Source organism: Ruegeria sp. YTSA108, from assembly GCF_059610185.1.
Map to the genome: position 1 here is coordinate 1 of NZ_JBXWND010000006.1, position 19,334 is coordinate 19,334.

Annotated in this window: 22 protein-coding genes and 3 tRNA genes; 11 read left to right on the forward strand and 14 right to left on the reverse strand. The window is 57.7% G+C overall.

Going from position 1 to position 19,334, the window contains the following annotated elements:
* The first annotated feature begins 514 nt into the window (after window positions 1-514).
* Window positions 515-3,952 carry a pyruvate carboxylase gene (locus AC2FHW_RS10110; protein ID WP_142636886.1) on the forward strand — a complete coding sequence of 1,146 codons (3,438 nt, stop codon included), beginning with the start codon at window positions 515-517 and terminating at the stop codon, window positions 3,950-3,952.
* A gap of 56 nt (window positions 3,953-4,008) precedes the next feature.
* On the opposite strand, the gene AC2FHW_RS10115 is transcribed toward AC2FHW_RS10110, so the two are convergent.
* Window positions 4,009-4,938 (reverse strand): hypothetical protein, encoded by a 930-nt coding sequence (locus AC2FHW_RS10115; protein ID WP_271949518.1) that lies wholly within the window; start codon window positions 4,936-4,938, stop codon window positions 4,009-4,011.
* 134 nt (window positions 4,939-5,072) lie between these two features.
* Window positions 5,073-5,456 (reverse strand): MAPEG family protein, encoded by a 384-nt coding sequence (locus tag AC2FHW_RS10120; RefSeq protein ID WP_142636882.1) that lies wholly within the window; start codon window positions 5,454-5,456, stop codon window positions 5,073-5,075.
* A gap of 201 nt (window positions 5,457-5,657) precedes the next feature.
* Between AC2FHW_RS10120 and AC2FHW_RS10125 the strand changes: the two genes are divergently transcribed.
* The 3 genes from AC2FHW_RS10125 to AC2FHW_RS10135 all read left to right on the forward strand — a co-directional run bounded on the left by AC2FHW_RS10125 (window position 5,658) and on the right by AC2FHW_RS10135 (window position 6,052).
* Window positions 5,658-5,732 (forward strand) — tRNA-Gly (locus AC2FHW_RS10125).
* Between the two features lie 33 nt (window positions 5,733-5,765).
* Window positions 5,766-5,840 (forward strand) — tRNA-Gly (locus tag AC2FHW_RS10130).
* Window positions 5,841-5,896: 56 nt separating this feature from the next.
* Window positions 5,897-6,052, forward strand: coding sequence for a hypothetical protein (locus AC2FHW_RS10135; protein WP_185956685.1), 156 nt, complete (start codon window positions 5,897-5,899; stop codon window positions 6,050-6,052).
* Here AC2FHW_RS10135 and AC2FHW_RS10140 read toward each other — a convergent pair.
* Window positions 6,049-6,288: an Lrp/AsnC family transcriptional regulator gene (locus AC2FHW_RS10140; RefSeq protein WP_142636899.1), complete on the reverse strand. Its 240-nt coding sequence runs from the start codon at window positions 6,286-6,288 to the stop codon at window positions 6,049-6,051. The genes AC2FHW_RS10135 and AC2FHW_RS10140 overlap by 4 nt on opposite strands.
* Window positions 6,289-6,442: 154 nt before the next feature.
* Here AC2FHW_RS10140 and hisB point away from each other — a divergent pair, with 154 nt between their 5' ends.
* Together hisB and hisH are read left to right on the forward strand one after the other, a co-directional pair.
* A complete protein-coding gene (gene hisB / locus AC2FHW_RS10145) occupies window positions 6,443-7,030 on the forward strand; it encodes an imidazoleglycerol-phosphate dehydratase HisB (RefSeq protein ID WP_142636880.1) in 588 nt (195 codons plus the stop codon).
* Window positions 7,031-7,669, forward strand: coding sequence for an imidazole glycerol phosphate synthase subunit HisH (gene hisH, locus AC2FHW_RS10150; RefSeq protein ID WP_271949515.1), 639 nt, complete (start codon window positions 7,031-7,033; stop codon window positions 7,667-7,669).
* A gap of 4 nt (window positions 7,670-7,673) precedes the next feature.
* On the opposite strand, the gene AC2FHW_RS10155 is transcribed toward hisH, so the two are convergent.
* Complete coding sequence (locus tag AC2FHW_RS10155; RefSeq protein WP_496701638.1) at window positions 7,674-8,081, reverse strand: DUF2147 domain-containing protein; 408 nt, start codon at window positions 8,079-8,081, stop codon at window positions 7,674-7,676.
* 134 nt (window positions 8,082-8,215) lie between these two features.
* Here AC2FHW_RS10155 and hisA point away from each other — a divergent pair, with 134 nt between their 5' ends.
* A complete protein-coding gene (hisA, locus tag AC2FHW_RS10160) occupies window positions 8,216-8,935 on the forward strand; it encodes a 1-(5-phosphoribosyl)-5-[(5-phosphoribosylamino)methylideneamino]imidazole-4-carboxamide isomerase (protein ID WP_142636874.1) in 720 nt (239 codons plus the stop codon).
* Between the two features lies 1 nt (window position 8,936).
* On the opposite strand, the gene AC2FHW_RS10165 is transcribed toward hisA, so the two are convergent.
* Window positions 8,937-9,329, reverse strand: a complete 393-nt coding sequence (locus tag AC2FHW_RS10165; RefSeq protein WP_282021465.1) for a DUF302 domain-containing protein — start codon at window positions 9,327-9,329, stop codon at window positions 8,937-8,939.
* 170 nt (window positions 9,330-9,499) lie between these two features.
* On the opposite strand from AC2FHW_RS10165, the gene hisF reads away from it, so the two are divergent.
* The 3 genes from hisF (at window position 9,500) to AC2FHW_RS10180 (ending at window position 11,203) form a co-directional block, all read left to right on the forward strand.
* A complete protein-coding gene (hisF, locus tag AC2FHW_RS10170; RefSeq protein WP_281972756.1) occupies window positions 9,500-10,261 on the forward strand; it encodes an imidazole glycerol phosphate synthase subunit HisF in 762 nt (253 codons plus the stop codon).
* Window positions 10,258-10,575, forward strand: a complete 318-nt coding sequence (locus tag AC2FHW_RS10175) for a phosphoribosyl-ATP diphosphatase (RefSeq protein WP_271949507.1) — start codon at window positions 10,258-10,260, stop codon at window positions 10,573-10,575. The genes hisF and AC2FHW_RS10175 overlap by 4 nt, the downstream gene beginning before the upstream one ends.
* Before the next feature lie 61 nt (window positions 10,576-10,636).
* A complete protein-coding gene (locus AC2FHW_RS10180) occupies window positions 10,637-11,203 on the forward strand; it encodes a hypothetical protein (RefSeq protein ID WP_142636866.1) in 567 nt (188 codons plus the stop codon).
* A gap of 4 nt (window positions 11,204-11,207) precedes the next feature.
* Here AC2FHW_RS10180 and AC2FHW_RS10185 read toward each other — a convergent pair whose 3' ends face one another.
* The 4 genes from AC2FHW_RS10185 to rlmB form a co-directional block, all read right to left on the reverse strand.
* Entirely contained in the window at window positions 11,208-11,678 is a 471-nt protein-coding gene (locus AC2FHW_RS10185; protein WP_271949505.1) for a CoA-binding protein, read from the reverse strand.
* A gap of 201 nt (window positions 11,679-11,879) precedes the next feature.
* Complete coding sequence (locus AC2FHW_RS10190) at window positions 11,880-12,326, reverse strand: YHS domain-containing (seleno)protein (protein ID WP_271949503.1); 447 nt, start codon at window positions 12,324-12,326, stop codon at window positions 11,880-11,882.
* 108 nt (window positions 12,327-12,434) lie between these two features.
* Complete coding sequence (locus AC2FHW_RS10195; protein ID WP_271949529.1) at window positions 12,435-12,710, reverse strand: hypothetical protein; 276 nt, start codon at window positions 12,708-12,710, stop codon at window positions 12,435-12,437.
* Between the two features lie 15 nt (window positions 12,711-12,725).
* A complete protein-coding gene (gene rlmB / locus AC2FHW_RS10200; RefSeq protein WP_271949501.1) occupies window positions 12,726-13,499 on the reverse strand; it encodes a 23S rRNA (guanosine(2251)-2'-O)-methyltransferase RlmB in 774 nt (257 codons plus the stop codon).
* Window positions 13,500-13,615: 116 nt separating this feature from the next.
* Here rlmB and AC2FHW_RS10205 point away from each other — a divergent pair.
* Window positions 13,616-13,699: transfer RNA gene (locus AC2FHW_RS10205), tRNA-Tyr, on the forward strand.
* Between the two features lie 110 nt (window positions 13,700-13,809).
* Here the strand turns inward: AC2FHW_RS10205 and AC2FHW_RS10210 are convergent.
* The 5 genes from AC2FHW_RS10210 to AC2FHW_RS10230 all read right to left on the reverse strand — a co-directional run bounded on the left by AC2FHW_RS10210 (window position 13,810) and on the right by AC2FHW_RS10230 (window position 19,243).
* Window positions 13,810-14,331, reverse strand: a complete 522-nt coding sequence (locus AC2FHW_RS10210) for a DUF2478 domain-containing protein (RefSeq protein WP_281972753.1) — start codon at window positions 14,329-14,331, stop codon at window positions 13,810-13,812.
* Window positions 14,332-14,401: 70 nt separating this feature from the next.
* Complete coding sequence (locus AC2FHW_RS10215) at window positions 14,402-15,067, reverse strand: NnrU family protein (RefSeq protein WP_142636854.1); 666 nt, start codon at window positions 15,065-15,067, stop codon at window positions 14,402-14,404.
* Window positions 15,068-15,172: 105 nt separating this feature from the next.
* Complete coding sequence (locus tag AC2FHW_RS10220; RefSeq protein ID WP_496677739.1) at window positions 15,173-17,236, reverse strand: ABC transporter permease; 2,064 nt, start codon at window positions 17,234-17,236, stop codon at window positions 15,173-15,175.
* The gene (locus tag AC2FHW_RS10225) at window positions 17,233-18,282 is read right to left on the reverse strand and encodes a quaternary amine ABC transporter ATP-binding protein (protein WP_496677738.1); all 1,050 of its coding nucleotides are present in this window, start codon (window positions 18,280-18,282) and stop codon (window positions 17,233-17,235) included. Before AC2FHW_RS10225 ends, AC2FHW_RS10220 begins: the two co-directional genes overlap by 4 nt.
* 10 nt (window positions 18,283-18,292) lie before the next feature.
* Window positions 18,293-19,243, reverse strand: a complete 951-nt coding sequence (locus AC2FHW_RS10230; protein WP_496677737.1) for an ABC transporter substrate-binding protein — start codon at window positions 19,241-19,243, stop codon at window positions 18,293-18,295.
* Window positions 19,244-19,334 lie beyond the last annotated feature (91 nt).

Consider the following 19,334-nt stretch of genomic DNA (forward strand, 5'->3'; position numbering starts at 1 on the left):
CAAAGGTATTCCTCTCGGCCATCGCTCTCGCTGCTACAGTCCTATTCTGGCTGTAAATCAATGAGTCTGGAGCCTAGACTCTTAAACGGTCGGTGATCTTTCAGAGGATCGGATAAAGAAGTAACGCAATGATTTGAGGCAAGCGGAACGCAAACGATCTGCCCAAAACCTCTCGGGGCTGCACATCCACGAAAACCGGGCGCGGTCAGGCCTTTCATTCCCAACGTGCTTGAAATCAATCGGCTCGGCACCCGGCACGACCATGCGCGCAACTTGCCGGCTAAGTCGAAACTTGGCAAAGCATCTGCCGACCGTGGCCAAAAAGTCCTTAATGAACACACCAAATCACGCCGCAATTCACCAGTCTTGATGCCGCAGCGCAGCAAGGCTATCAAACATTCACCAACAGGAGGCGTTTGCGAGCGTTAACATGCCGGTTCTACCCAAATCACCGATATACCTGCGCGTATTGTTCGCCTAGAAGTTCGCCAAACAAACAGGACCGGGACCTGATATGACACATTTCGACAAGATCCTGATCGCCAACCGCGGCGAGATTGCCATTCGCGTGATGCGCGCAGCGAATGAGATGGGCAAACGCACAGTCGCCGTATATGCGGAAGAGGACAAGCTTGGCTTGCACCGTTTCAAGGCGGACGAGGCCTATCGCATCGGCGAGGGGATGGGGCCGGTTGCGGCTTACCTCAGCATTGACGAGATTATTCGCGTGGCCAAGGAATGTGGTGCGGATGCCATCCACCCGGGCTATGGCTTGTTGTCGGAAAACCCAGATTTCGTGGATGCCTGCGTCCAGAACGGGATCACCTTCATTGGACCAAAGGCCGAAACCATGCGCGCCTTGGGCGACAAGGCCAGCGCCCGCCGCGTGGCCATCGCCGCCGGAGTTCCGGTGATCCCAGCGACCGAAGTGCTGGGCGACGATATGGACGCGATCCGGTCACAAGCCAAAGAGATCGGATATCCCCTGATGCTCAAAGCATCCTGGGGCGGAGGTGGCCGCGGCATGCGCCCAATCGAATCCGAGGACGAAATGGAAGAAAAAGTCCTGGAAGGCCGCCGCGAAGCCGAGGCTGCCTTTGGCAATGGCGAGGGCTATCTGGAAAAGATGATTATCCGCGCCCGCCATGTCGAGGTGCAGATTCTGGGCGACAAACATGGCGAAATTTACCACCTGTATGAGCGCGACTGCTCGGTCCAGCGCCGTAATCAGAAAGTCGTGGAACGCGCGCCTGCCCCGTATCTCAGTGAAGAACAACGCGCGGAAATCTGCGAACTGGGCCGCAAGATTTGCGCCCATGTAAATTATGAATGCGCAGGCACCGTCGAGTTCCTGATGGATATGGAAACCAGCAAGTTCTACTTCATCGAGGTGAACCCGCGCGTTCAGGTGGAACATACCGTCACCGAGGAAGTCACAGGTATCGACATTGTGCAGGCACAGATCCTGATCGCCGAGGGCAAATCGTTGGCCGAAGCCACCGGCGCCGCCAGCCAAGCGGATGTGCACCTGAACGGTCATGCCCTTCAGACCCGGATCACAACCGAAGACCCACAGAACAACTTTATTCCCGACTACGGTCGCATCACCGCATACCGCTCGGCTACTGGCATGGGTATTCGCCTAGATGGCGGCACGGCCTATGCGGGTGGTGTAATCACGCGGTACTACGACTCGCTGCTGACCAAGGTCACGGCCTGGGCCCCGACGCCACAGGCCGCGATTTCGCGAATGGACCGAGCGCTGCGCGAGTTCCGTATTCGTGGCGTCAGCACCAATATCGACTTTGTCATCAACCTGCTGAAACACCCGACCTTCCTGTCGAATGAATACACCACCAAGTTCATCGACACGACGCCCGAGCTGTTCACCTTTAAACGACGCCGTGACAGGGGCACCAAGGTTCTGACCTATATTGCGGATATCACCGTGAATGGGCATCCCGAAACCAAGGATCGTCCCGAACCGCGTACCGATCTGAAAGAGGCCAAGGCCCCGGCTCTGAAAAGTGAACCGCAGATGGGCACCCGCAATCTGCTAGAACAAAAGGGCCCGCAGGCGGTGGCCGATTGGATGAAGGCTCAGCGCCAGTTGCTGATCACCGACACCACGATGCGCGACGGGCACCAGTCGCTGCTGGCGACGCGGATGCGGTCGATCGACATGATCAAAGTGGCCCCGAGCTATGCGGCCAACCTGCCGCAGCTGTTCAGCGTCGAATGCTGGGGCGGCGCCACTTTCGATGTGGCTTATCGGTTCTTGCAGGAATGTCCGTGGCAACGTCTGCGTGACCTGCGCGAGGTGATGCCGAACCTGATGACCCAGATGCTTTTGCGCGGTGCAAACGGGGTTGGATACACCAATTACCCCGACAACGTGGTGCAGGAATTCGTTCGTCAGGCGTCAGAAAATATCGACGTGTTCCGCGTCTTCGACTCTCTCAACTGGGTCGAAAATATGCGTGTCGCGATGGATGCGGTGGTCGAGAACGGTAAAATCTGTGAAGGCACCGTTTGCTATACTGGCGATATTCTGGACCCGAACCGTGCCAAATATGACCTAAAATACTATGTCGGCATGGCGAAAGAGCTCCGCGATGCCGGGGCTCATATTCTGGGCCTGAAAGACATGGCCGGCCTGCTGAAACCAGCCTCGGCCAAGATTTTGATCCGTGCGCTGAAAGAAGAGGTCGGGTTGCCAATCCACTTCCACACGCACGACACTGCCGGTATCGCCAGCGCCACCATTCTGGCCGCCTCCGAGGCGGGTGTGGACGCAGTGGACTGCGCGATGGACAGCTTCAGTGGCAACACTTCTCAGGCGACATTGGGCACTGTGGTCGAAGCGCTGCGCCATACGGAACGCGACACCGGTCTGGACATCAAGGCCATCCGCGAAATCAGCGACTATTTCGAGGTGGTCCGAGGCCAGTATGCGGCCTTTGAATCTAGCCTGCAGGCCCCTGCATCCGAGGTATATCTGCACGAGATGCCCGGTGGCCAGTTCACCAACCTCAAGGCTCAGGCGCGCAGCCTTGGCCTGGAAGAGCGTTGGCATGAAGTGGCGCAGATGTATGCGGACGTGAACCAGATGTTCGGCGATATCGTCAAAGTCACGCCTTCGTCAAAAGTGGTTGGCGATATGGCGCTGATGATGGTCAGCCAGGGGCTGACGCGCGCCGATGTCGAAAACCCGGACTCGGACGTGGCCTTCCCGGATTCGGTCATCGACATGATGCGCGGCAATCTGGGGCAGCCTCCGGGCGGGTTCCCTGATGCGATCATCAGCAAGGCGCTTAAGGGCGAAAGCCCCAACACTGACCGCCCCGGCAAAGACGTACCCCCGGTCGATCTGGAGGAAACGCGCGCCGAGCTATCCAAACAACTGGACGGCAAAGAGGTCGACGACGAGGATCTGAACGGATACCTGATGTATCCCAAGGTGTTCCTTGATTACATGGGTCGCCATCGGATCTATGGCCCCGTCCGCACCCTGCCCACGCGCACATTCTTCTATGGAATGGAGCCCGGCGAAGAGATCGCCGCGGAAATCGATCCCGGCAAGACTCTTGAGATTCGCTGTCAGGCCATCGGTGAAACCGATGAAAATGGTGAGGTCAAAGTGTTCTTTGAACTGAACGGTCAACCCCGTGTGATCCGGGTGCCAAACCGTCTGGTGACGTCAACCACGCAGGCCCGACCCAAAGCGGAAATCGGCAACCTCGCACATATCGGCGCACCGATGCCGGGTGTCGTGGCAACCGTTGCGGTTACTGCGGGACAAGAGGTCAAAGAAGGCGATATGCTTTTGACCATCGAGGCCATGAAGATGGAAACTGGCATTCACGCCGAAAGGGACGCCGTAGTCAAAGCCATCCACGTTCAGCCAGGCGGCCAAATTGACGCCAAGGACCTGCTGATCGAGCTGGAATAGCAAAAAAATAAGGCGCGCCTCTGGGGCGCGCCTTTTCCATTTCATCGGGTTAAGGTTCAGCCGTCTACGGTTTCTTCTTCAACCTCATCTTCGACCAATGCCTTTTCTGTTTCATCATCAGAAACATCATAATCCGCAAGCGCCGGCAGACCCAGCAGGTCGTGCAGCTCGTTCAGGGCGTCGTCAGACAACTCGCGACCGCCGGTCAGAATATCCAGAGCCTCTTGCGGGTCAGAAGATCCGGCCAGGTTTGTCTCGGCCTCCTCTACGGCCAGCGCAGCCTCTTCGACCGCGTCGTCGTACTTGTCCTGAGCGGTGATGCCCTCGGTAAGCTCGTCCTCGGTCGGCTCATAGGCCTCTTCGATCTCTTCTGCGGTCAGTTCCTGCAGGTCTTCCAGTTCATCCGTCTTATCCTGCAGATCTGTCGCCGCATCGGTATGACCAAGAATGCTCTGCTGATAAGAGTACAGTTTTCCTGGCATACTGTTCGGGGACGCATTCATAAGAGCCGTTTGGCTGGCATGGGCTGCGTTCAGACCTTTAAGCTCCGATGCAATTTTGCCGTGCTTGTTGGGGTGAACCGGCTCCTCATCAACGACAGCAGTGGTAACTTTGGTCATCTTGGCAGGTTTCTTATTGCCCTTGACCAGATTACCAATCGAAGCGACCAGCCCGTTTTTCTTTTGAGTCGTAGCGCCCGTTTTGGCAGTTTTTTGCTTTTTCAGGCCAAGACTGGCGAGCAACCCTTTGCCAGTCCCCTTTTTACCCAAGGACTTGCCACCTTTCACCTGTGAGGACTTGTCGCCAGACTTATCCGCGCCGTTCCCATTTCCACCACCATTGCCTTTGCCACCGCCATTACCTTTGCCGCCACCATTTTTGGCGATGGCCATATCAGGTACGGCAACAACTGCCACAAAGCTTACAGCGCCAAGCAGCAGAAATGAGGTCGCAACTACACGCGAAAGTAACAAGAACCGTTTCATATTATTCACCTGTCCTTCTTGAGCAGTGGCAGCAGATACCACAAAATCAAGCACCTGAGTTAACGTTGACAGTTAGTTAATAATTGAATTTGGGTAAAATGGTGGCTTTTTTCGGCGTGTGCGACCCACCGCGCTCACACCGCCAGCACAATATTGGCTATTGCAGCTACGAAGATTGAACCAAATGTCAGCAGCATTCCGATTTGCCTGAGGATAACGATCTGCGGAGACCTGCCAAACCCATATGCATGAAGCAGGCGACCACCCAGCAAGGCCAATCCCAACAGGTTCAACAGCAACCCGCTGGCGCCCTGCAATTCAACCATCGCCATCAATAACAGCGCAAACGGCGCGTATTCCGCGAAATTTCCATGAGTTCGGATCGCCTTGATCATTTGCCCCTTGCCACCATCCCCGTAGGAAACCTTTTCGCCCCGTCGGTGGCCAATGACCCGAAGGCTCAGCGCCAGATACAAAAAGGCGGCTAATGCCGCATAAACCGGTGTTATTGTCAGCATGGGTGGCTCCGTCTATTAATATTCCTAAGCTCTGGGCAAAGCTTAACGCGGAATCTCGACCGGTCCAGTTGAACCGGGCTGCTGCTACGCGAGGTCAAGTCTGTCTGGATTTCCTCCGCACGAGAAGATTTTTTGCAAAAGTCGCGTTTTTCCCCTTGCAGCTTTCCGCCAGAATTAATACTTCACGCCTCACTCAACGGCGCGGGCGTAGCTCAGGGGTAGAGCATAACCTTGCCAAGGTTAGGGTCGGGCGTTCGAATCGCCTCGCCCGCTCCATTGAGAGGTCTCCGGACCAAATATGTATCTGATGCGGGCGTAGCTCAGGGGTAGAGCATAACCTTGCCAAGGTTAGGGTCGGGCGTTCGAATCGCCTCGCCCGCTCCAGATACAAACCCTCTCACTCAACGCTGTTTTCTTATGGCGCGGCCTGCTGAAAAAGCATGACCCGCGTATATGTTCATATGCCGCAACCGAACAAAGCCACCTTCACATTGGCCGCGCGGACGGCGCATAAGAACGTCTTTGACACCGCGCCGAAGTACTCCGATCACGACCCGGACCGAATCTTCCGCGTGACAACGTTTGAGCAGGGCTAGAAGGCCTTGAACGTCATTGTGGTCAGCGAGCGTTCTATACCCGAGATCACCAGCAGATTTTCATTGATGAAATGTCCCACATCCTCGGCCTCGGGGATGTAAAGCTTCAGCAGCAGGTCATATTCGCCGCTGGTAGAGTAGAGCTCCGAGTGGATTTCGCGCAACGCGATCTCTTCAGCCACCTTGTAAGTGGTGCCGGGTTTGCAGCGGATCTGGATGAAAACACAGGTGGACATGGGCCGGGCCTTGTTGGTTGAGTTGGCCGCAGGCTGACATGGGCTGCGCCCGGGCGCAATCCCCTGCAACAGTTTGCGGCGATTGCGACGGATGGTCTGGATCAACCCGCCCTACCCCGTCTATAAGCACGCCTGTAGTAAAAGGAATTCGCCCATGCGCAGCGCAAAGATCAGCCGTCAGACCGCCGAAACCGAGATCACGGTCGAGGTCAATCTGGATGGGACTGGCCAGTATGACAATCAGACCGGCGTCGGTTTCTTTGACCACATGCTGGATCAGTTAGCGCGCCATTCTCTGATCGACATGACGATCCGCGCCAAGGGCGATTACCACATCGACGACCACCACACGGTCGAGGATACCGGAATCGCACTGGGGCAAGCGTTGACACAGGCCTTGGGCGACAAAAAGGGCATCCGGCGGTATGGCGAATGTCACCTGCCGATGGACGATGCACAGGTGCGCTGTGCGCTGGATCTGTCAGGGCGACCGTTTCTGATCTGGAACGTAGACCTGCCGACTCCCAAGATTGGCACCTTCGACACTGAACTGGTGCGCGAGTTCTTTCAGGCGCTGGCCACTCATGGCGGCATCACGCTGCATATCGACCAGTTGCACGGGTTCAACAGCCACCACATCGCAGAAGCGGCGTTCAAAGCTGTCGCGCGCGCATTGCGCGACGCGGTTGAGACCGATGCGCGCAAAGCAGATGCGATTCCTTCGACCAAGGGCGCGTTGTAAATGCTCACCGCCATTATCGACTATGAAAGCGGCAATCTGCATTCCGCTGAAAAGGCGTTTCAGCGCATGGCGCGGGAACTGGACGCCGGCGAGGTCGTAGTAACTTCAGACGCGGATGTCGTGGCGCGCGCCGACCGGCTGGTGCTGCCCGGTGACGGCGCTTTCCCTGCCTGCGCGGCCGAGCTGCGCGGGCACAAGGGTATCTATGACGCGATGGTCGAAGCGGTCGAGCAGAAAGCTCGCCCATTTCTGGGTATCTGCGTGGGTATGCAGCTGATGGCCTCGAAAGGTCATGAGTACACTGACACCGATGGGTTGGACTGGATTGCTGGGGATGTGGTGCAGATCGCGCCGTCAGACCGATCGCTGAAAGTGCCCCATATGGGCTGGAACGATCTGGTGTTGGAAAGCGACCACCCGGTTTTTGCCGGGGTCAAGTCAGGCGATCACGCCTATTTCGTCCACTCATACCATTTCCGGGTCAGCGATCCGGCACAGCGTCTGGCCTATGTGGATTACGGTCAGGACGTCACGGCCGTAATTGGCCGTGACACTATGGTCGGGATGCAGTTCCATCCTGAGAAAAGCCAGGATGTGGGCCTGCGCATGATCGGGAATTTCCTGACCTGGACGCCCTGAGCGGTTACTGAACCCGTGTCCAGTCCTGCCCGCGACACACCAATCCACCCGCAACACAACCTTTGACGGTCAGCTTGTTCTGGCTGTCCAAGGTCATTTTCGAGCTGTAGGTCTTGTCTCTGTCCGGAGCCCAGATCTTGCCTCCGCCATAGGTGCCGTCGCCATCGGACACCATATCCCAGATGATCTGCTTGCCGAGGTTTTCATATTCCAACTGTTCATTCCCGTCTTTGTCAAAAGCGGTATCGATGGTACCGCAAATCGCGCTGCCGCATTCGGCGATCGAAACATGCAGATACCCGCCGGTGTCTCCGGGCTGGGTTTTCCAAAGACCGTCAACCGGGTCGGCCATCGCCGCTCCCGAAATCAGAGATGCCAGCCCCAAGGCTGCTGCAAAAGTTGTTTTCTTCATAAAATCCTCCCTATTTGACCAGCAGTCTGGCGCGCTGGTGGACGTGGGGCAAGATTGACTTTGCGTCGCGTTGCATCCCCTGCCCTGCCTGTGCGATATCCCGCCGGGAAAACAGCGATTCAAGGCCTGACAACATGATCCTCTATCCTGCCATCGACCTCAAAGACGGACAGGCCGTGCGCCTGCTGCGCGGAGAAATGGACAAAGCGACCGTGTTCAATGAAGACCCCGCCGCCCAGGCCCGTGCCTTTGTCGACGCGGGGTGCGAATGGCTACATCTGGTTGACCTGAACGGTGCCTTTGCCGGTGAGCCGGTCAACGCCGCCCCAGTCGAGGCAATTCTGAAGGAATGCAACGTTCCCGCCCAGCTTGGCGGCGGTATCCGCGACATGGCCACCATTGAAACCTGGATCGACAAAGGTCTGGCCCGAGTGATTCTGGGCACAATCGCGGTCGAGAACCCGGATCTGGTGCGCAAGGCGGCCAAAGCCTTTCCCGGCAAAGTTGCCGTTGGCATTGATGCCCGCAACGGCATGGTCGCGACCAAAGGCTGGGCTGAAGAGACGAATGTGCAGGTCACTGATCTGGCGCGCAGCTTCGAGGATGCCGGCGTTGCTGCAATCATCTATACCGATATCAACCGCGATGGCGCGATGCAGGGCCCTAACATTGAGGCCACCGCGGACTTGGCCCGTGCCGTATCGATCCCGGTGATCGCTTCAGGCGGCGTCAGCTCATTGGATGATCTGATCGCTCTGCGTGATTGCGGTGTGGAATTGAACGGCGCGATTTCCGGCCGGGCGCTGTATGACGGCGCGATTGACCTGGCAGAGGCCATTCGCGCCCTGTCCTGATTTACTGCGCTGCAGCCGCAGTCAGCTTTGCAAGCGCCCCGCGCATTTTCTCGATGATGGGAGAGTTTTCGACCGCGTCGAACTCATCCATCGTCTCTTTTGGATCTTCATAGAGCAGCCAAACCTGACCGTCGGCATCTTCATACGCTTGCACCTTGAGCGGCAGGAACAGTCCGGCACGCGGGTCGATCTGCATTGCAGGCGTACCCAGCGCAGGATTGCCGAAGATCAGCACCTGATTGGGTGGTATTGGCGTTCCGATCTTTTCGGCCCCGGCCGCGTGGTCAACCCGCGCAAAAACCGTTGCACCAGCGTTGCCAATCGCCGTCTCAAGCGCGTCCAGCGCCTGGGTCACCGATTTGTCGGTCTTCATCTTGATGATATCGTCAGCCATTGCGGCAGCTGCTCCTGCGAAAATGAAAGTGGTTGCTAAAAAGAGTCTACGCATCTCATTGATCTCCTGATGAATTGGGGACAGTTTTCACAGGTTCCAGAGTTGTGACAATCACAAGTCTGGCATCGGCGGGGCTTTGCCGTTAGAGGTGCGCCAACAAAGGACGAGAGATGCTGAAAACCCGTATCATACCCTGTCTGGATGTCGCCGATGGCCGCGTTGTCAAAGGTGTTAACTTTGTTGGCCTGCGCGATGCGGGTGACCCGGTGGAATCCGCCAAGGCCTATGACGCGGCAGGCGCTGACGAGATTTGCTTTCTGGACATCCATGCCACCCATGAAAACCGCGGGACCATGTTCGATGTGGTGCAGCGCACAGCGGAACAGTGCTTTGTACCCCTGACCGTTGGCGGCGGCGTGCGGACCAAGGAAGACGTGCGCGCTCTGTTGCTGGCCGGTGCAGACAAGGTCAGCTTCAACTCGGCGGCAGTGGCAAACCCGGATGTGATCGCCCACGCCGCCGATCAATTCGGCAGCCAGTGCATCGTCTGTGCCATCGACGCCAAGACCGTCAGCCCCGGCAAGTGGGAAATTTTCACTCATGGCGGACGCAAGCCCACCGGCATCGACGCGGTTGAGTTCGCCAAAACTGTCGTCGCCAAGGGCGCGGGTGAGATTCTGCTGACTTCGATGGATCGCGATGGTACCAAAGCCGGGTTCAACTTGCCGCTGACACGCGCCATTTCGGATGCTGTGAATGTTCCAGTGATCGCCTCGGGCGGGGTTGGAACTCTGGATCATCTGGTCGAAGGCGTCACCGAAGGCGGTGCCAGCGCTGTCCTTGCCGCATCGATCTTTCACTTCGGCGAATTCACCATCCGCGAGGCCAAGGAACACATGGCTGCCGCTGGCATCCCGATGAGGCTGACATGAGCATTCTGCACGACCTGGCCCAAACGATTGAGGCCCGCAAAGGGACGGATCCTGAAGGCAGCTGGACCGCCAAGCTGTTGGCCAATGGCCCCGAGAAATGTGCCGAGAAATTCGGCGAAGAAGCGGTTGAGGCCATCATTGAGGCGGTCAAGGGCGACCAGGCCAAGCTGACCTCAGAGGCGGCGGATGTACTGTATCACCTGCTGGTCATGCTGGCCGCGCGCGATGTGGCGCTGGATGATGTGTTGGCCGAACTGGTCCGGCGTCAGGGCACCAGCGGCATCGCGGAAAAGGCCGCGCGACCCAAGGGGTGACGCAGGTGTTGTCGATCCTTTATTCTGATCCTGACAGGTTCGCAGGTCAAAGGGCGCGCAGATGATCAGAGCTTTGGTATTTGGACTGGCGCTAGCCGTTCTGGGGTCCTGCGCAATTGCCCCGCCGTCCACCAGTGATGAAGTTCAGCGCCTGGCGTCTGAAATCCGCAACCTCGGGCCTGACATCGACCCTGAAGAGGCCAACCGCGCCGCGCGCATTGCCTATGCCTACACCGATCAACTGGCTCAGGAATATCAGATCACCGACCCGCCACTGATCCACAATGCCAAAGTCAACAAGGGCCTGAAGCCGCGAGGACTGTGTTGGCACTGGGCCGAGGATATCGAACGGCGGCTGGATCAGGAAAACTTCCAGACGCTGGAAATGCACCGCGCCATCGCTAATGCCGACAACCCGTTCCGGATCGACCACAGCACGGCAATCATCAGTCGCAAAGGCGAGACAATGTATGACGGTGTTGTGCTGGACCCCTGGCGCTATGGCGGCGTGCTGTACTGGACGCCCTTACCACAAGACACGCGCTATGACTGGGTTCCGCGCGAAGTGGTTCTGGAAAAGCGGCGTTTGGAACAATTCGGCGAACTGCAACCATATCTCGGTGAATAACCGCTCAGAGTTTCGACGAAATCATTCCGGTGGCAAAACCACCCATGCGCAATTCGCCAAACAAACGCTGATATTCGATCTTCGGGCAGCGGTTCATCACGACATCCACCCCGCGCGCCTGCGCTGTGGCCGCAGCCGTGGCATGTTCTATTCCAATCTGCATCCAGATTGTGCGCAGATTGGGAAACGCCTCAAGCGCCTCGTCCACTATGGGTGGTACAGCTTCGGATCGGCGAAAGATATCGACCATGTCTACCGGTTCGGAAATCTCGGATAGCGACGCACGGATTGTCTGGCCAAACAGCATCTTGCCCGCATGGCCGGGGTTAACAGGGATCACTTTGTATCCCCTGAGTGACAAATACCGCGCCACATAATAGCTGGGTCGCACCGGATTCATCGACACGCCCGCCACCGCAATGGTTTTGGTACGCTTTAGAATCTGGGTCAGGAAATCATCGGAATATTCAGTCATTTGCGCACCCTAGTCGCCCTTTCCAAAAGAAAAAAGCGCCCAGGAATACCTGAGCGCCAGTTGTTGGAACGAGGGACAGTGAAATGACCCGCGGCAGTTCCGTTCCGCGGTCACTGTGACATTTAAGCATGAGTTCAGAGAAAAAAAGAGGTAGCGCGCAATTTTGTGATGACAGATCAGAAAAAAACGACCGCCGCCCTGTTATTCATACAGAACGCTTGGCCAATGCGCCTCGGCCTCGCGGATATAAGCTGCGGTATCGCGTTGCCAGATGCGCTCGATTTCTGGCGAGTGGGTTAGATATAGCCGACCGTCAATCACCTGCCAAATAGTCGGATCGGTGCTGACAAGCTCTCCTTGCGCCATTGCAAAGGCGCAGTACCCGCCGAACTGAGGTGCATAGGCACGCGGATTCATCTCAAACGCATCCCGATTCTCAGCGGTGGCAAAGTGCCATTCGGCGCCTTTCCACATAACCGCGTATTCAGGCTGACCCCGAACAGGTGTTTCGCCATTGAAATAGGACACCGCATCATATCCGGCCATGGCTGCACCGTCCGTCCGATAGAAGACGGGCAGATCCTGCGCAAACGCAGGAAGAGCAATCACACAGGCGGCAATCGCGCCAAAAAGGAAACGTCTGTTCATGGTCATCGGATCACAAATAGAAACTCAGGGTATCAAGATGCAATTTATTATCGCGACTGAAACCCCTTTTAACGCGCTTGTGAACATTCGAACCGTCAACGCCAGCCTTTAGTCGAAAATGTCCTCGATCACATCCCAGGCTTCATCCAGCACCCGTGAGAAAACGCCTTTTTTCTTCTTTTTGCTCTTGTAGGGACGATCCTGCTTGGCTGTTTGACGGTTCGCCTTGGCATCGTCCAGTTTGCGCTTTGGCATCATCTTGAGGTTATGCAGCGGGGCACCGCAGCTTGAACAACTGAGCTCTTGGCGCTGCGTGCCTTTTAGAACAAGCGCTGCCCGGGTCCCACAGTAACAGCAGGTCGCAATTTTGGATGGCGTGGAAATGGCGTTCTCCTGTCGTTATCTTTGCCTAGAAGCATATAGGGCAATCGCCGCCGCATTTGAGACATTGAGAGAACCAAACCCGCCCACAGCGTCAATTTTGACCAACTTGTCGACGGTTTCTTTGGTTTTTTGCCTCAGGCCCGGTCCCTCTGCGCCTAACACCAATGCCACTGGCTGGTCCGGGTTACCTCTCAAGGCGGCCTCGATCGTGTCGTCCGCCTCGCCGTCCAGTCCTAGGACCAGAAACCCCATTCCCTGCAACTCGACAATGGCATCAGCCAGGTTACGCACCCGCAGATAGGGTTGACGTTCCAGTGCGCCGCTGGCGGTCTTGGCCAGCGCGCCAGTTTCCGGCGCCGCGTGATGGCGCATACCGACTACAGCGCTGGCTCCAAGAACCTCAGCTGATCGTAGAATCGCTCCGACATTATGGGGGTCGGTCACGCGGTCTAACAAAATGACGCGCGGGTGTTCGCGCCCGATGCAGTTTTCCGCCAGACCACCCCATTCCAAAGGCTTAACCTCAAGGGCCGCGCCCTGATGAACCGACCCCGGGTCGATCGGAGCGGTAAATTTGCGTGGATCAACCATCTCGGGCTCAATACCTGCAAATTCAATGGCTTCCACCAGCTTGTCCCGCGCATTCCGTGTCACAATCAGGTGCAATTTTGTGCGGTTTGGGTTCATCAGCGCATCCCGCACCGCATGCAGACCAAACAGCCAAACAGTTTCGGATGCGGCAGCTTTGCGCGCCTGTTCTTTTTCGACGACCCACTTGGGTTTCTTCATTTCTTTGGCCTCCGGGCCGCGAATTCGGTTTCCTGCGTCAAAGCAGTATTTTCCTGTTGACGCTCCTTTAGAGCGCTAGTAATCACGCCTCCACGTCAGGTGCAACGCCTGACAGTGGGCGACAGGCCGCAAGGTGTGGCAGGGGACTGTAACTCCCTCGCGGAGACGCACGCCTGGTTCGATTCCAGGGTCGCCCACCATTTTCTTCCAGACATCCAGCAAGCTTTGCCAGCGCGGGTGATGGATGGCTGATCACACCGCACCATGCAGAAATTGGCAGGACCAATGGCCCCGCCTTATGACCGTTCTGTCAGGCGGCAGCTTCACGTTGCGCAGTGACCCGGTCAAACCAGGCCAAGATCGCCTCAAGGTCGGGCTCAATCTGCTCGGCACCGCCGCCCGTAAATTCTTCGAATTTGGCCGTGTTCAAACCGTTCACCCCGACAAGAACCGGAATGTCCTGCGCCAGTGCTTCAGCGATGACCGGGCGAAAACCGCGCCCATCCGCCTCGTGCTTGCCGAACTTGTTAACGATCAGCAATTGGGGATTCTCTGCCAGCGATGCCGTCACATATCCAACTGCCCGCTCAAGTGCCGCAGGGTCGAGACGGCAGCCGCGCGACTGAGTACCCAAAGACTGCGAAATCCGGATGGTCTCGCCCTCGGGCAGGACACGGACGTCCATGTCGCACTTGCTGCTGTCGGCGCATTCGGTGTTGGTTTGCACCACACCCGCCAACTGCGCATCTACCGCCAAAAGGCGATCCGCAGCCGCGCTCAGCAGACGGTCGGTTGCACCGCGGTCGGTGGTCGTAACATAGGCGAGGTACATGCAAATCCCCTTGTCGCAACAGTTCGAAACATCAAATAGCACGCACGACCCGCCCCGACCACCACTCAGCTTATGGCAGCGGAGACAATCCGATCACCGGTTCGTGTAGGTGAAGCAGGATTGCAAATGCCGCCAGCGCTACAAACCCGATCCAAACAGGCGGCCAAGGGCGTGGCGCACGCAAAGAAAACCTTGCAGTGTTGCGCGACAGCCGACCCCATTCAGCACCCATCTGACGGGATTTGCGTCGATCAATCAGCGGCAGCCCCATCGCAGCAAATACCGCAAACAAACCGAACAAAATCACGTGGGACAGGCTGCCATTGGCCAGCAGATGAGCGACGGCCCACACCAACAGCGCCACCAAAACCGGGTGGCGCGTGGTGCGCAGAATGCCGGGCTTTTCCGGATCGAACGGGCGCTGGCCTAAACCACCAAATGAAAACGGGTTCTGGATCGTCAAGCCCGCAACCGCGAGCCAGCACACAACGGGCATCATCAGAACGGGAATCCAGCGGAATATCCAAATGGGTGGGATCACCTCGACATACGGGGCTTGCGCTGCAGCGATGATCAACCAACCCAGAACCAGCAGAGACAAGATGGAATAAGCCACGAAATACCCGCGCCGTCCGAACGTAGTGATCAGACGATCGCGCACAGCGGGGCGCGCTGGTATCGCATGGGTCGCCAGAAACGCTATCAGTGCAGCAAAGAATAGGGGCCAGCCTGCCATGGTAGTCTCCGATCATTTGCGCCAGGTTTAATTACCGGCGCCGGAACGTCCTTGCCCGAAATCAAATGAGGCAGAGAGGCGGTTGTTCCGCCTTTCTGCCGATGTTTACAGGCCCAGCGCCTTGCGACGTTCCTCGGCAAAGCCCTGCACGATGCGGTCAGCTATCAGCGCAAGGATAGCCATCGCCGCCCCTGCTGAAATCCCCAACCCCACATCCGCCTGGCCCAGCGCAAGGTAGATCGACTGGCCCAGACCGGTGGTTCCGATCAGCGCAGCGATCACCAGCATGGCAAAGGCGTAAAGGATGGTCTGGTTCAGACCCAGTAAGATAGTCGGCGCAGCATAAGGCGCGCGCACGTCACGCATGATCTGCCACTCGGTCGCGCCACTAGAGATGGCGGCCTCCATCATCTCATCCGGTGTATTGACCAGCCCGTGCCGAGTGTAGCGGATCATCGGAACAACGGCATAGGCGCAGATTGCCAGAAAGGCCGAAAACTCGCCGATCTGAAACACCATCAGCACAGGAATCAGGAACACGAACAGTGGGATCGTCTGCAACATGTCACAGACGGGGCGGACCACCTTCCAAACAGGCAACCAGACTGCACTGGCAAGACCAATCACACCACCGACTACGGCACAAGAAAACACCGCAGCACCGCTCAGATACAGCGATAACAGCGCGCGTTCCCACAGGCCCGAGACAAGAATGGTACAGAGCAATCCGACCGAAAGCGCCGCCAATCGCCAGCCCCCTGCCACCCACCCCAACGCGGCGGCGGCAGTCAGAACGAAAGGCCAGGGCAGATTGGCAATGCCGGTTTCGAGCATCCCGATCAGGATCAGCATCACAAGCCCGCCGGTCAGGTGTCCGCGCCATGCCATTAGCACAGCAATCGCTGCGGCGGCGGCGAACAGGCCATAGCTCATCACGGGCGTCCACTGAAAACCCCATGTGAACGGCAGCACGGCCTGGTCCAAACCAATCCGAAGCGGCAGCAGCACATAGAACAAAGAGTTGTTCTTGAGCGCGTCAAGCCACGGCCCATTAGCCTGGGTAAACGCCGTCAGCCCGCCGTCAATCACCCCGGCCAGCGGGTCGAGAATGGTCAGTTCGGACGGGTTCGGCAGCCTGGTCCAAAAGGCAGCGGTGAACAGCACGGCAACGCCAATTACTGCCCAGGCGACACGCTGGTCATAGCGTTTACGTTCGGTCGCCAGCGTCCCGCTCATCCGGTCGATGACGACGGCAAAGACCACGATCACCAGACCGGCCATCAAGGCTTCGCCGAACTGTGCCTTGCGCATGGTCAGAAGAACCTCCCAACCGATATCGTTGAAGCCGCCAATGACGGCTGCGATGATAACCATCGACAGCGCAGCCATTAGGCACTGGTTCACACCGACCATGATCTGCGTGGCTGCAGCCGGGATCTCGACCTGAAACAGCTGTTGAAACCGCGTGCCGCCGGACATGATGGCAGCCTCTTTGATTTCCGGTTCGACCCGCTCCAGCCCCAACATCACGTTGCGCGCCATCGGAGGGGCCGCATAGATGGCCGAGGCGATCAGCCCAACCACAGGACCGAAACCAAACAGCAGCAGCAGCGGCGTCAGATAAGCGAATGTCGGCACGGTCTGCATCACGTCCAGCACGGCCTGCACAAATGACTTCACGCGCGGAACTTCGTTGGCAAGGATACCGATAGCTCCGCCCATGATCAGCGCAACCGGCACGGAAACGGCCACTAACGCCAGGGTGTTCATACTTTCGGCCCAATAGCCCGATGCCAACACAAAGCTAAGGCCCACAAAGCCCAGCGCCGCCATCGGCAAGCCGCCCAGATACCAACCCAGCGCAGTCACCAGACCGATCAGGATGGGCCATGGCGTATTGCCGAGAACAAAGTTGGCCCAGTTCATGGGATAGGCCATGAGATCGGAAAACAGCCGCGCCACCGGTTTGATCCCGTTCAGGAACCAGTCCAGAAACGTGCCGACCCATTGCGTTGCAGGCAGTTCCCAGCCTGCGGGCCATTTGACCAGCCAGGGCGCGACGCCTTCCAGCGCCAGACACAACGCACCGACGATCACTGTGATCAGTGCGGCGCGCGCGCCAATGCTCAGGCGCGCCTGCGGCACAGAAACTTCCGTCGCTACAGTCATGTTTCATCAACCTGCAGGGCGGCGGCCAGATCGGACGGATGAACCGTTCCGACGATGTTACCATCGGCATCCCTGACGGGCACCGGTTCATATAACTCCATGCAATGCGCCAATGCAGCGTCCAATGTCATCGAGGTTGTCAGGCCAGGGTCATCTGGTCCCCGCTCTCCGTCTTGGCGCATGACCGATGCGACCTTGGCATGCTGACCCTTGGCGACATCCTTTGAAAACTCTCGCACGTAATCATCCACCGGGCGCAGTACGATATCGGTGGGTGTACCGATCTGGACTATCTTGCCGTCGCGCATGATGGCAATCCGGTCGGCCAGTTTCAGCGCCTCTTGAATATCGTGGGTGATGAAGACGATGGATTTCTGCAGCGTCGCCTGAATGCGCAGGAATTCATCCTGCAACTGACGGCGGATCAAGGGATCGAGGGCCGAGAACGGTTCGTCCAAAAACCAGATATCGGGGTTCACGGCCAGAGACCGGGCAATCCCGACACGCTGTCGCTGACCACCCGAAAGCTGACGCGGGAAGCTGTCTTCGCGCCCCTCCAGACCGACCAACGAGATTACCTCCTGCGCACGGGCCATCCGCTCTTTGCGGCTAACACCCTGAACACGCAGCGGATAGGCGACGTTTTCGGCAACGGTCATATGCGGGAACAGGCCGAAATGCTGAAATACCATGCCCAGCTTTTTGCGGCGCAGCTCGGTCATGGCTTTCTTTGACGCGCCGATGACGTTCTCGCCATCCACACGGATTTCGCCACCCGTGCCCGGCAAAAGCTGCGAGATACAGCGGATCAAAGTGGACTTGCCCGAACCGGACAGGCCCATGATCACAAACAGCTCGCCCTCCTTGACCTCGAAATTGGCATCCTGAACGGCGGGGATGAACCCGTTTTCCCGCAGATCGGCTGCGGCTTTGTCAGCGTCATTCCCTGACCGAGACAGCGCGTCGGTCAGGGCTTTGTCAGCGCCGGGGCCAAACACCTGCCAGAGATTCTGGCAGGCGATGGCTGGCGAATTTGCGTCAGTCACTGATGTCAGCTCACTGCGTTGCCGCGTCAACAACAGGGCGCCATTTGCCTTCGTTTTCAGCCATCCAAGCGGCGACGACCTCTTCGACGGAACCACCATCAACGTCGATCGCACCCATCATCGGCTGCTGATCTTCGACCGCCAGCTGATAGTTGGTCAGGATTTCATAGGCTGCGGGCCATTTGTCTTCCATGCCGCTCCAACCCGCCTTGAAGATGCGCGACGGCGAGAAATCGCAATCGTTCACAGCGTTCGGGTTCGGGCCCCAAGCGGGATCGGTGAAACAGGCGTCTTCCCCGGCTGGCAGTTCGACGAATTGCACATCATAGGCCGACATAGCCCAATGCGGCTGCCAGAAGGTGATCAGCAGCGGCGAGTTGCGCTCGGTCGAGGCCCGAAGCTCGGCTATCAAAGCCCCCTCGGAACCTGCGGGAACCGCTTTGAACGGCAGATCCAGGCCCACCATACGGTCAGCGCCGGGCGTACCCCAATCAGCCGGGTAATCGACCAGACGGCCCCCGGGCAGCGTTTCGGCCGTCGCAAATACCTGCGCGCAGTCCTTCAGCGCTTCCCATGCGGGCAGGCCGGGACACAGATCAGCCACATGCGCGGGATAGGCGATGCCTTCTTTGGCGTCGAGGCCCAGATCGCCGATTTCAACGACGGTGCCTTCGTCGATCTTCTTGGAATATTCATCCGATACGTTGGACGACCAGATTTCCAGGGTCGCGTCGATGTCACCATCGGCCAGCGCCTGGAACTGATTCATCATGCCTGCGGTCACATATTCCACATTGTACCCGGCAGCTTTCAGCATCTCACCCGCGACATGGGTGGTCACGTGCTGGCCAGTCCATTCGTTGATCGCCAGTTTGATCGGCTGATCCACGGCCCCCATCTCGGCGGCATAGGCAGAGCCTGCAACGGTCAGCGCCATCAGGCTTACACTCAGTTTTTTCATTGATTTTCTCCCTGCAATATTCGTTTTGCCCGGTCCGGCGCGCTGTTACGCGCCAGTCGGCTTGTCATGTGACAAATCCATGTCGCAACAT

Excerpts from the sequence above, each read along its gene's own strand:
- AC2FHW_RS10140 (WP_142636899.1), bottom strand. The coding sequence starts at position 6,288 with ATGTCCACCTGTGTTTTCATCCAGATCCGCTGCAAACCCGGCACCACT.
- hisH (WP_271949515.1), top strand. The coding sequence starts at position 7,031 with ATGCTCACCGCCATTATCGACTATGAAAGCGGCAATCTGCATTCCGCT.
- AC2FHW_RS10220 (WP_496677739.1), bottom strand. The coding sequence starts at position 17,236 with ATGACTGTAGCGACGGAAGTTTCTGTGCCGCAGGCGCGCCTGAGCATT.
- AC2FHW_RS10180 (WP_142636866.1), top strand. The coding sequence starts at position 10,637 with ATGATCAGAGCTTTGGTATTTGGACTGGCGCTAGCCGTTCTGGGGTCC.
- AC2FHW_RS10215 (WP_142636854.1), bottom strand. The coding sequence starts at position 15,067 with ATGGCAGGCTGGCCCCTATTCTTTGCTGCACTGATAGCGTTTCTGGCG.
- AC2FHW_RS10185 (WP_271949505.1), bottom strand. The coding sequence starts at position 11,678 with ATGACTGAATATTCCGATGATTTCCTGACCCAGATTCTAAAGCGTACC.
- AC2FHW_RS10230 (WP_496677737.1), bottom strand. The coding sequence starts at position 19,243 with ATGAAAAAACTGAGTGTAAGCCTGATGGCGCTGACCGTTGCAGGCTCT.
- AC2FHW_RS10110 (WP_142636886.1), top strand. The coding sequence starts at position 515 with ATGACACATTTCGACAAGATCCTGATCGCCAACCGCGGCGAGATTGCC.
- AC2FHW_RS10190 (WP_271949503.1), bottom strand. The coding sequence starts at position 12,326 with ATGAACAGACGTTTCCTTTTTGGCGCGATTGCCGCCTGTGTGATTGCT.
- AC2FHW_RS10135 (WP_185956685.1), top strand. The coding sequence starts at position 5,897 with ATGACCCGCGTATATGTTCATATGCCGCAACCGAACAAAGCCACCTTC.
- AC2FHW_RS10115 (WP_271949518.1), bottom strand. The coding sequence starts at position 4,938 with ATGAAACGGTTCTTGTTACTTTCGCGTGTAGTTGCGACCTCATTTCTG.
- hisA (WP_142636874.1), top strand. The coding sequence starts at position 8,216 with ATGATCCTCTATCCTGCCATCGACCTCAAAGACGGACAGGCCGTGCGC.
- AC2FHW_RS10165 (WP_282021465.1), bottom strand. The coding sequence starts at position 9,329 with ATGGCTGACGATATCATCAAGATGAAGACCGACAAATCGGTGACCCAG.
- hisB (WP_142636880.1), top strand. The coding sequence starts at position 6,443 with ATGCGCAGCGCAAAGATCAGCCGTCAGACCGCCGAAACCGAGATCACG.
- AC2FHW_RS10155 (WP_496701638.1), bottom strand. The coding sequence starts at position 8,081 with ATGAAGAAAACAACTTTTGCAGCAGCCTTGGGGCTGGCATCTCTGATT.
- AC2FHW_RS10120 (WP_142636882.1), bottom strand. The coding sequence starts at position 5,456 with ATGCTGACAATAACACCGGTTTATGCGGCATTAGCCGCCTTTTTGTAT.
- AC2FHW_RS10175 (WP_271949507.1), top strand. The coding sequence starts at position 10,258 with ATGAGCATTCTGCACGACCTGGCCCAAACGATTGAGGCCCGCAAAGGG.
- rlmB (WP_271949501.1), bottom strand. The coding sequence starts at position 13,499 with ATGAAGAAACCCAAGTGGGTCGTCGAAAAAGAACAGGCGCGCAAAGCT.
- AC2FHW_RS10210 (WP_281972753.1), bottom strand. The coding sequence starts at position 14,331 with ATGTACCTCGCCTATGTTACGACCACCGACCGCGGTGCAACCGACCGT.
- hisF (WP_281972756.1), top strand. The coding sequence starts at position 9,500 with ATGCTGAAAACCCGTATCATACCCTGTCTGGATGTCGCCGATGGCCGC.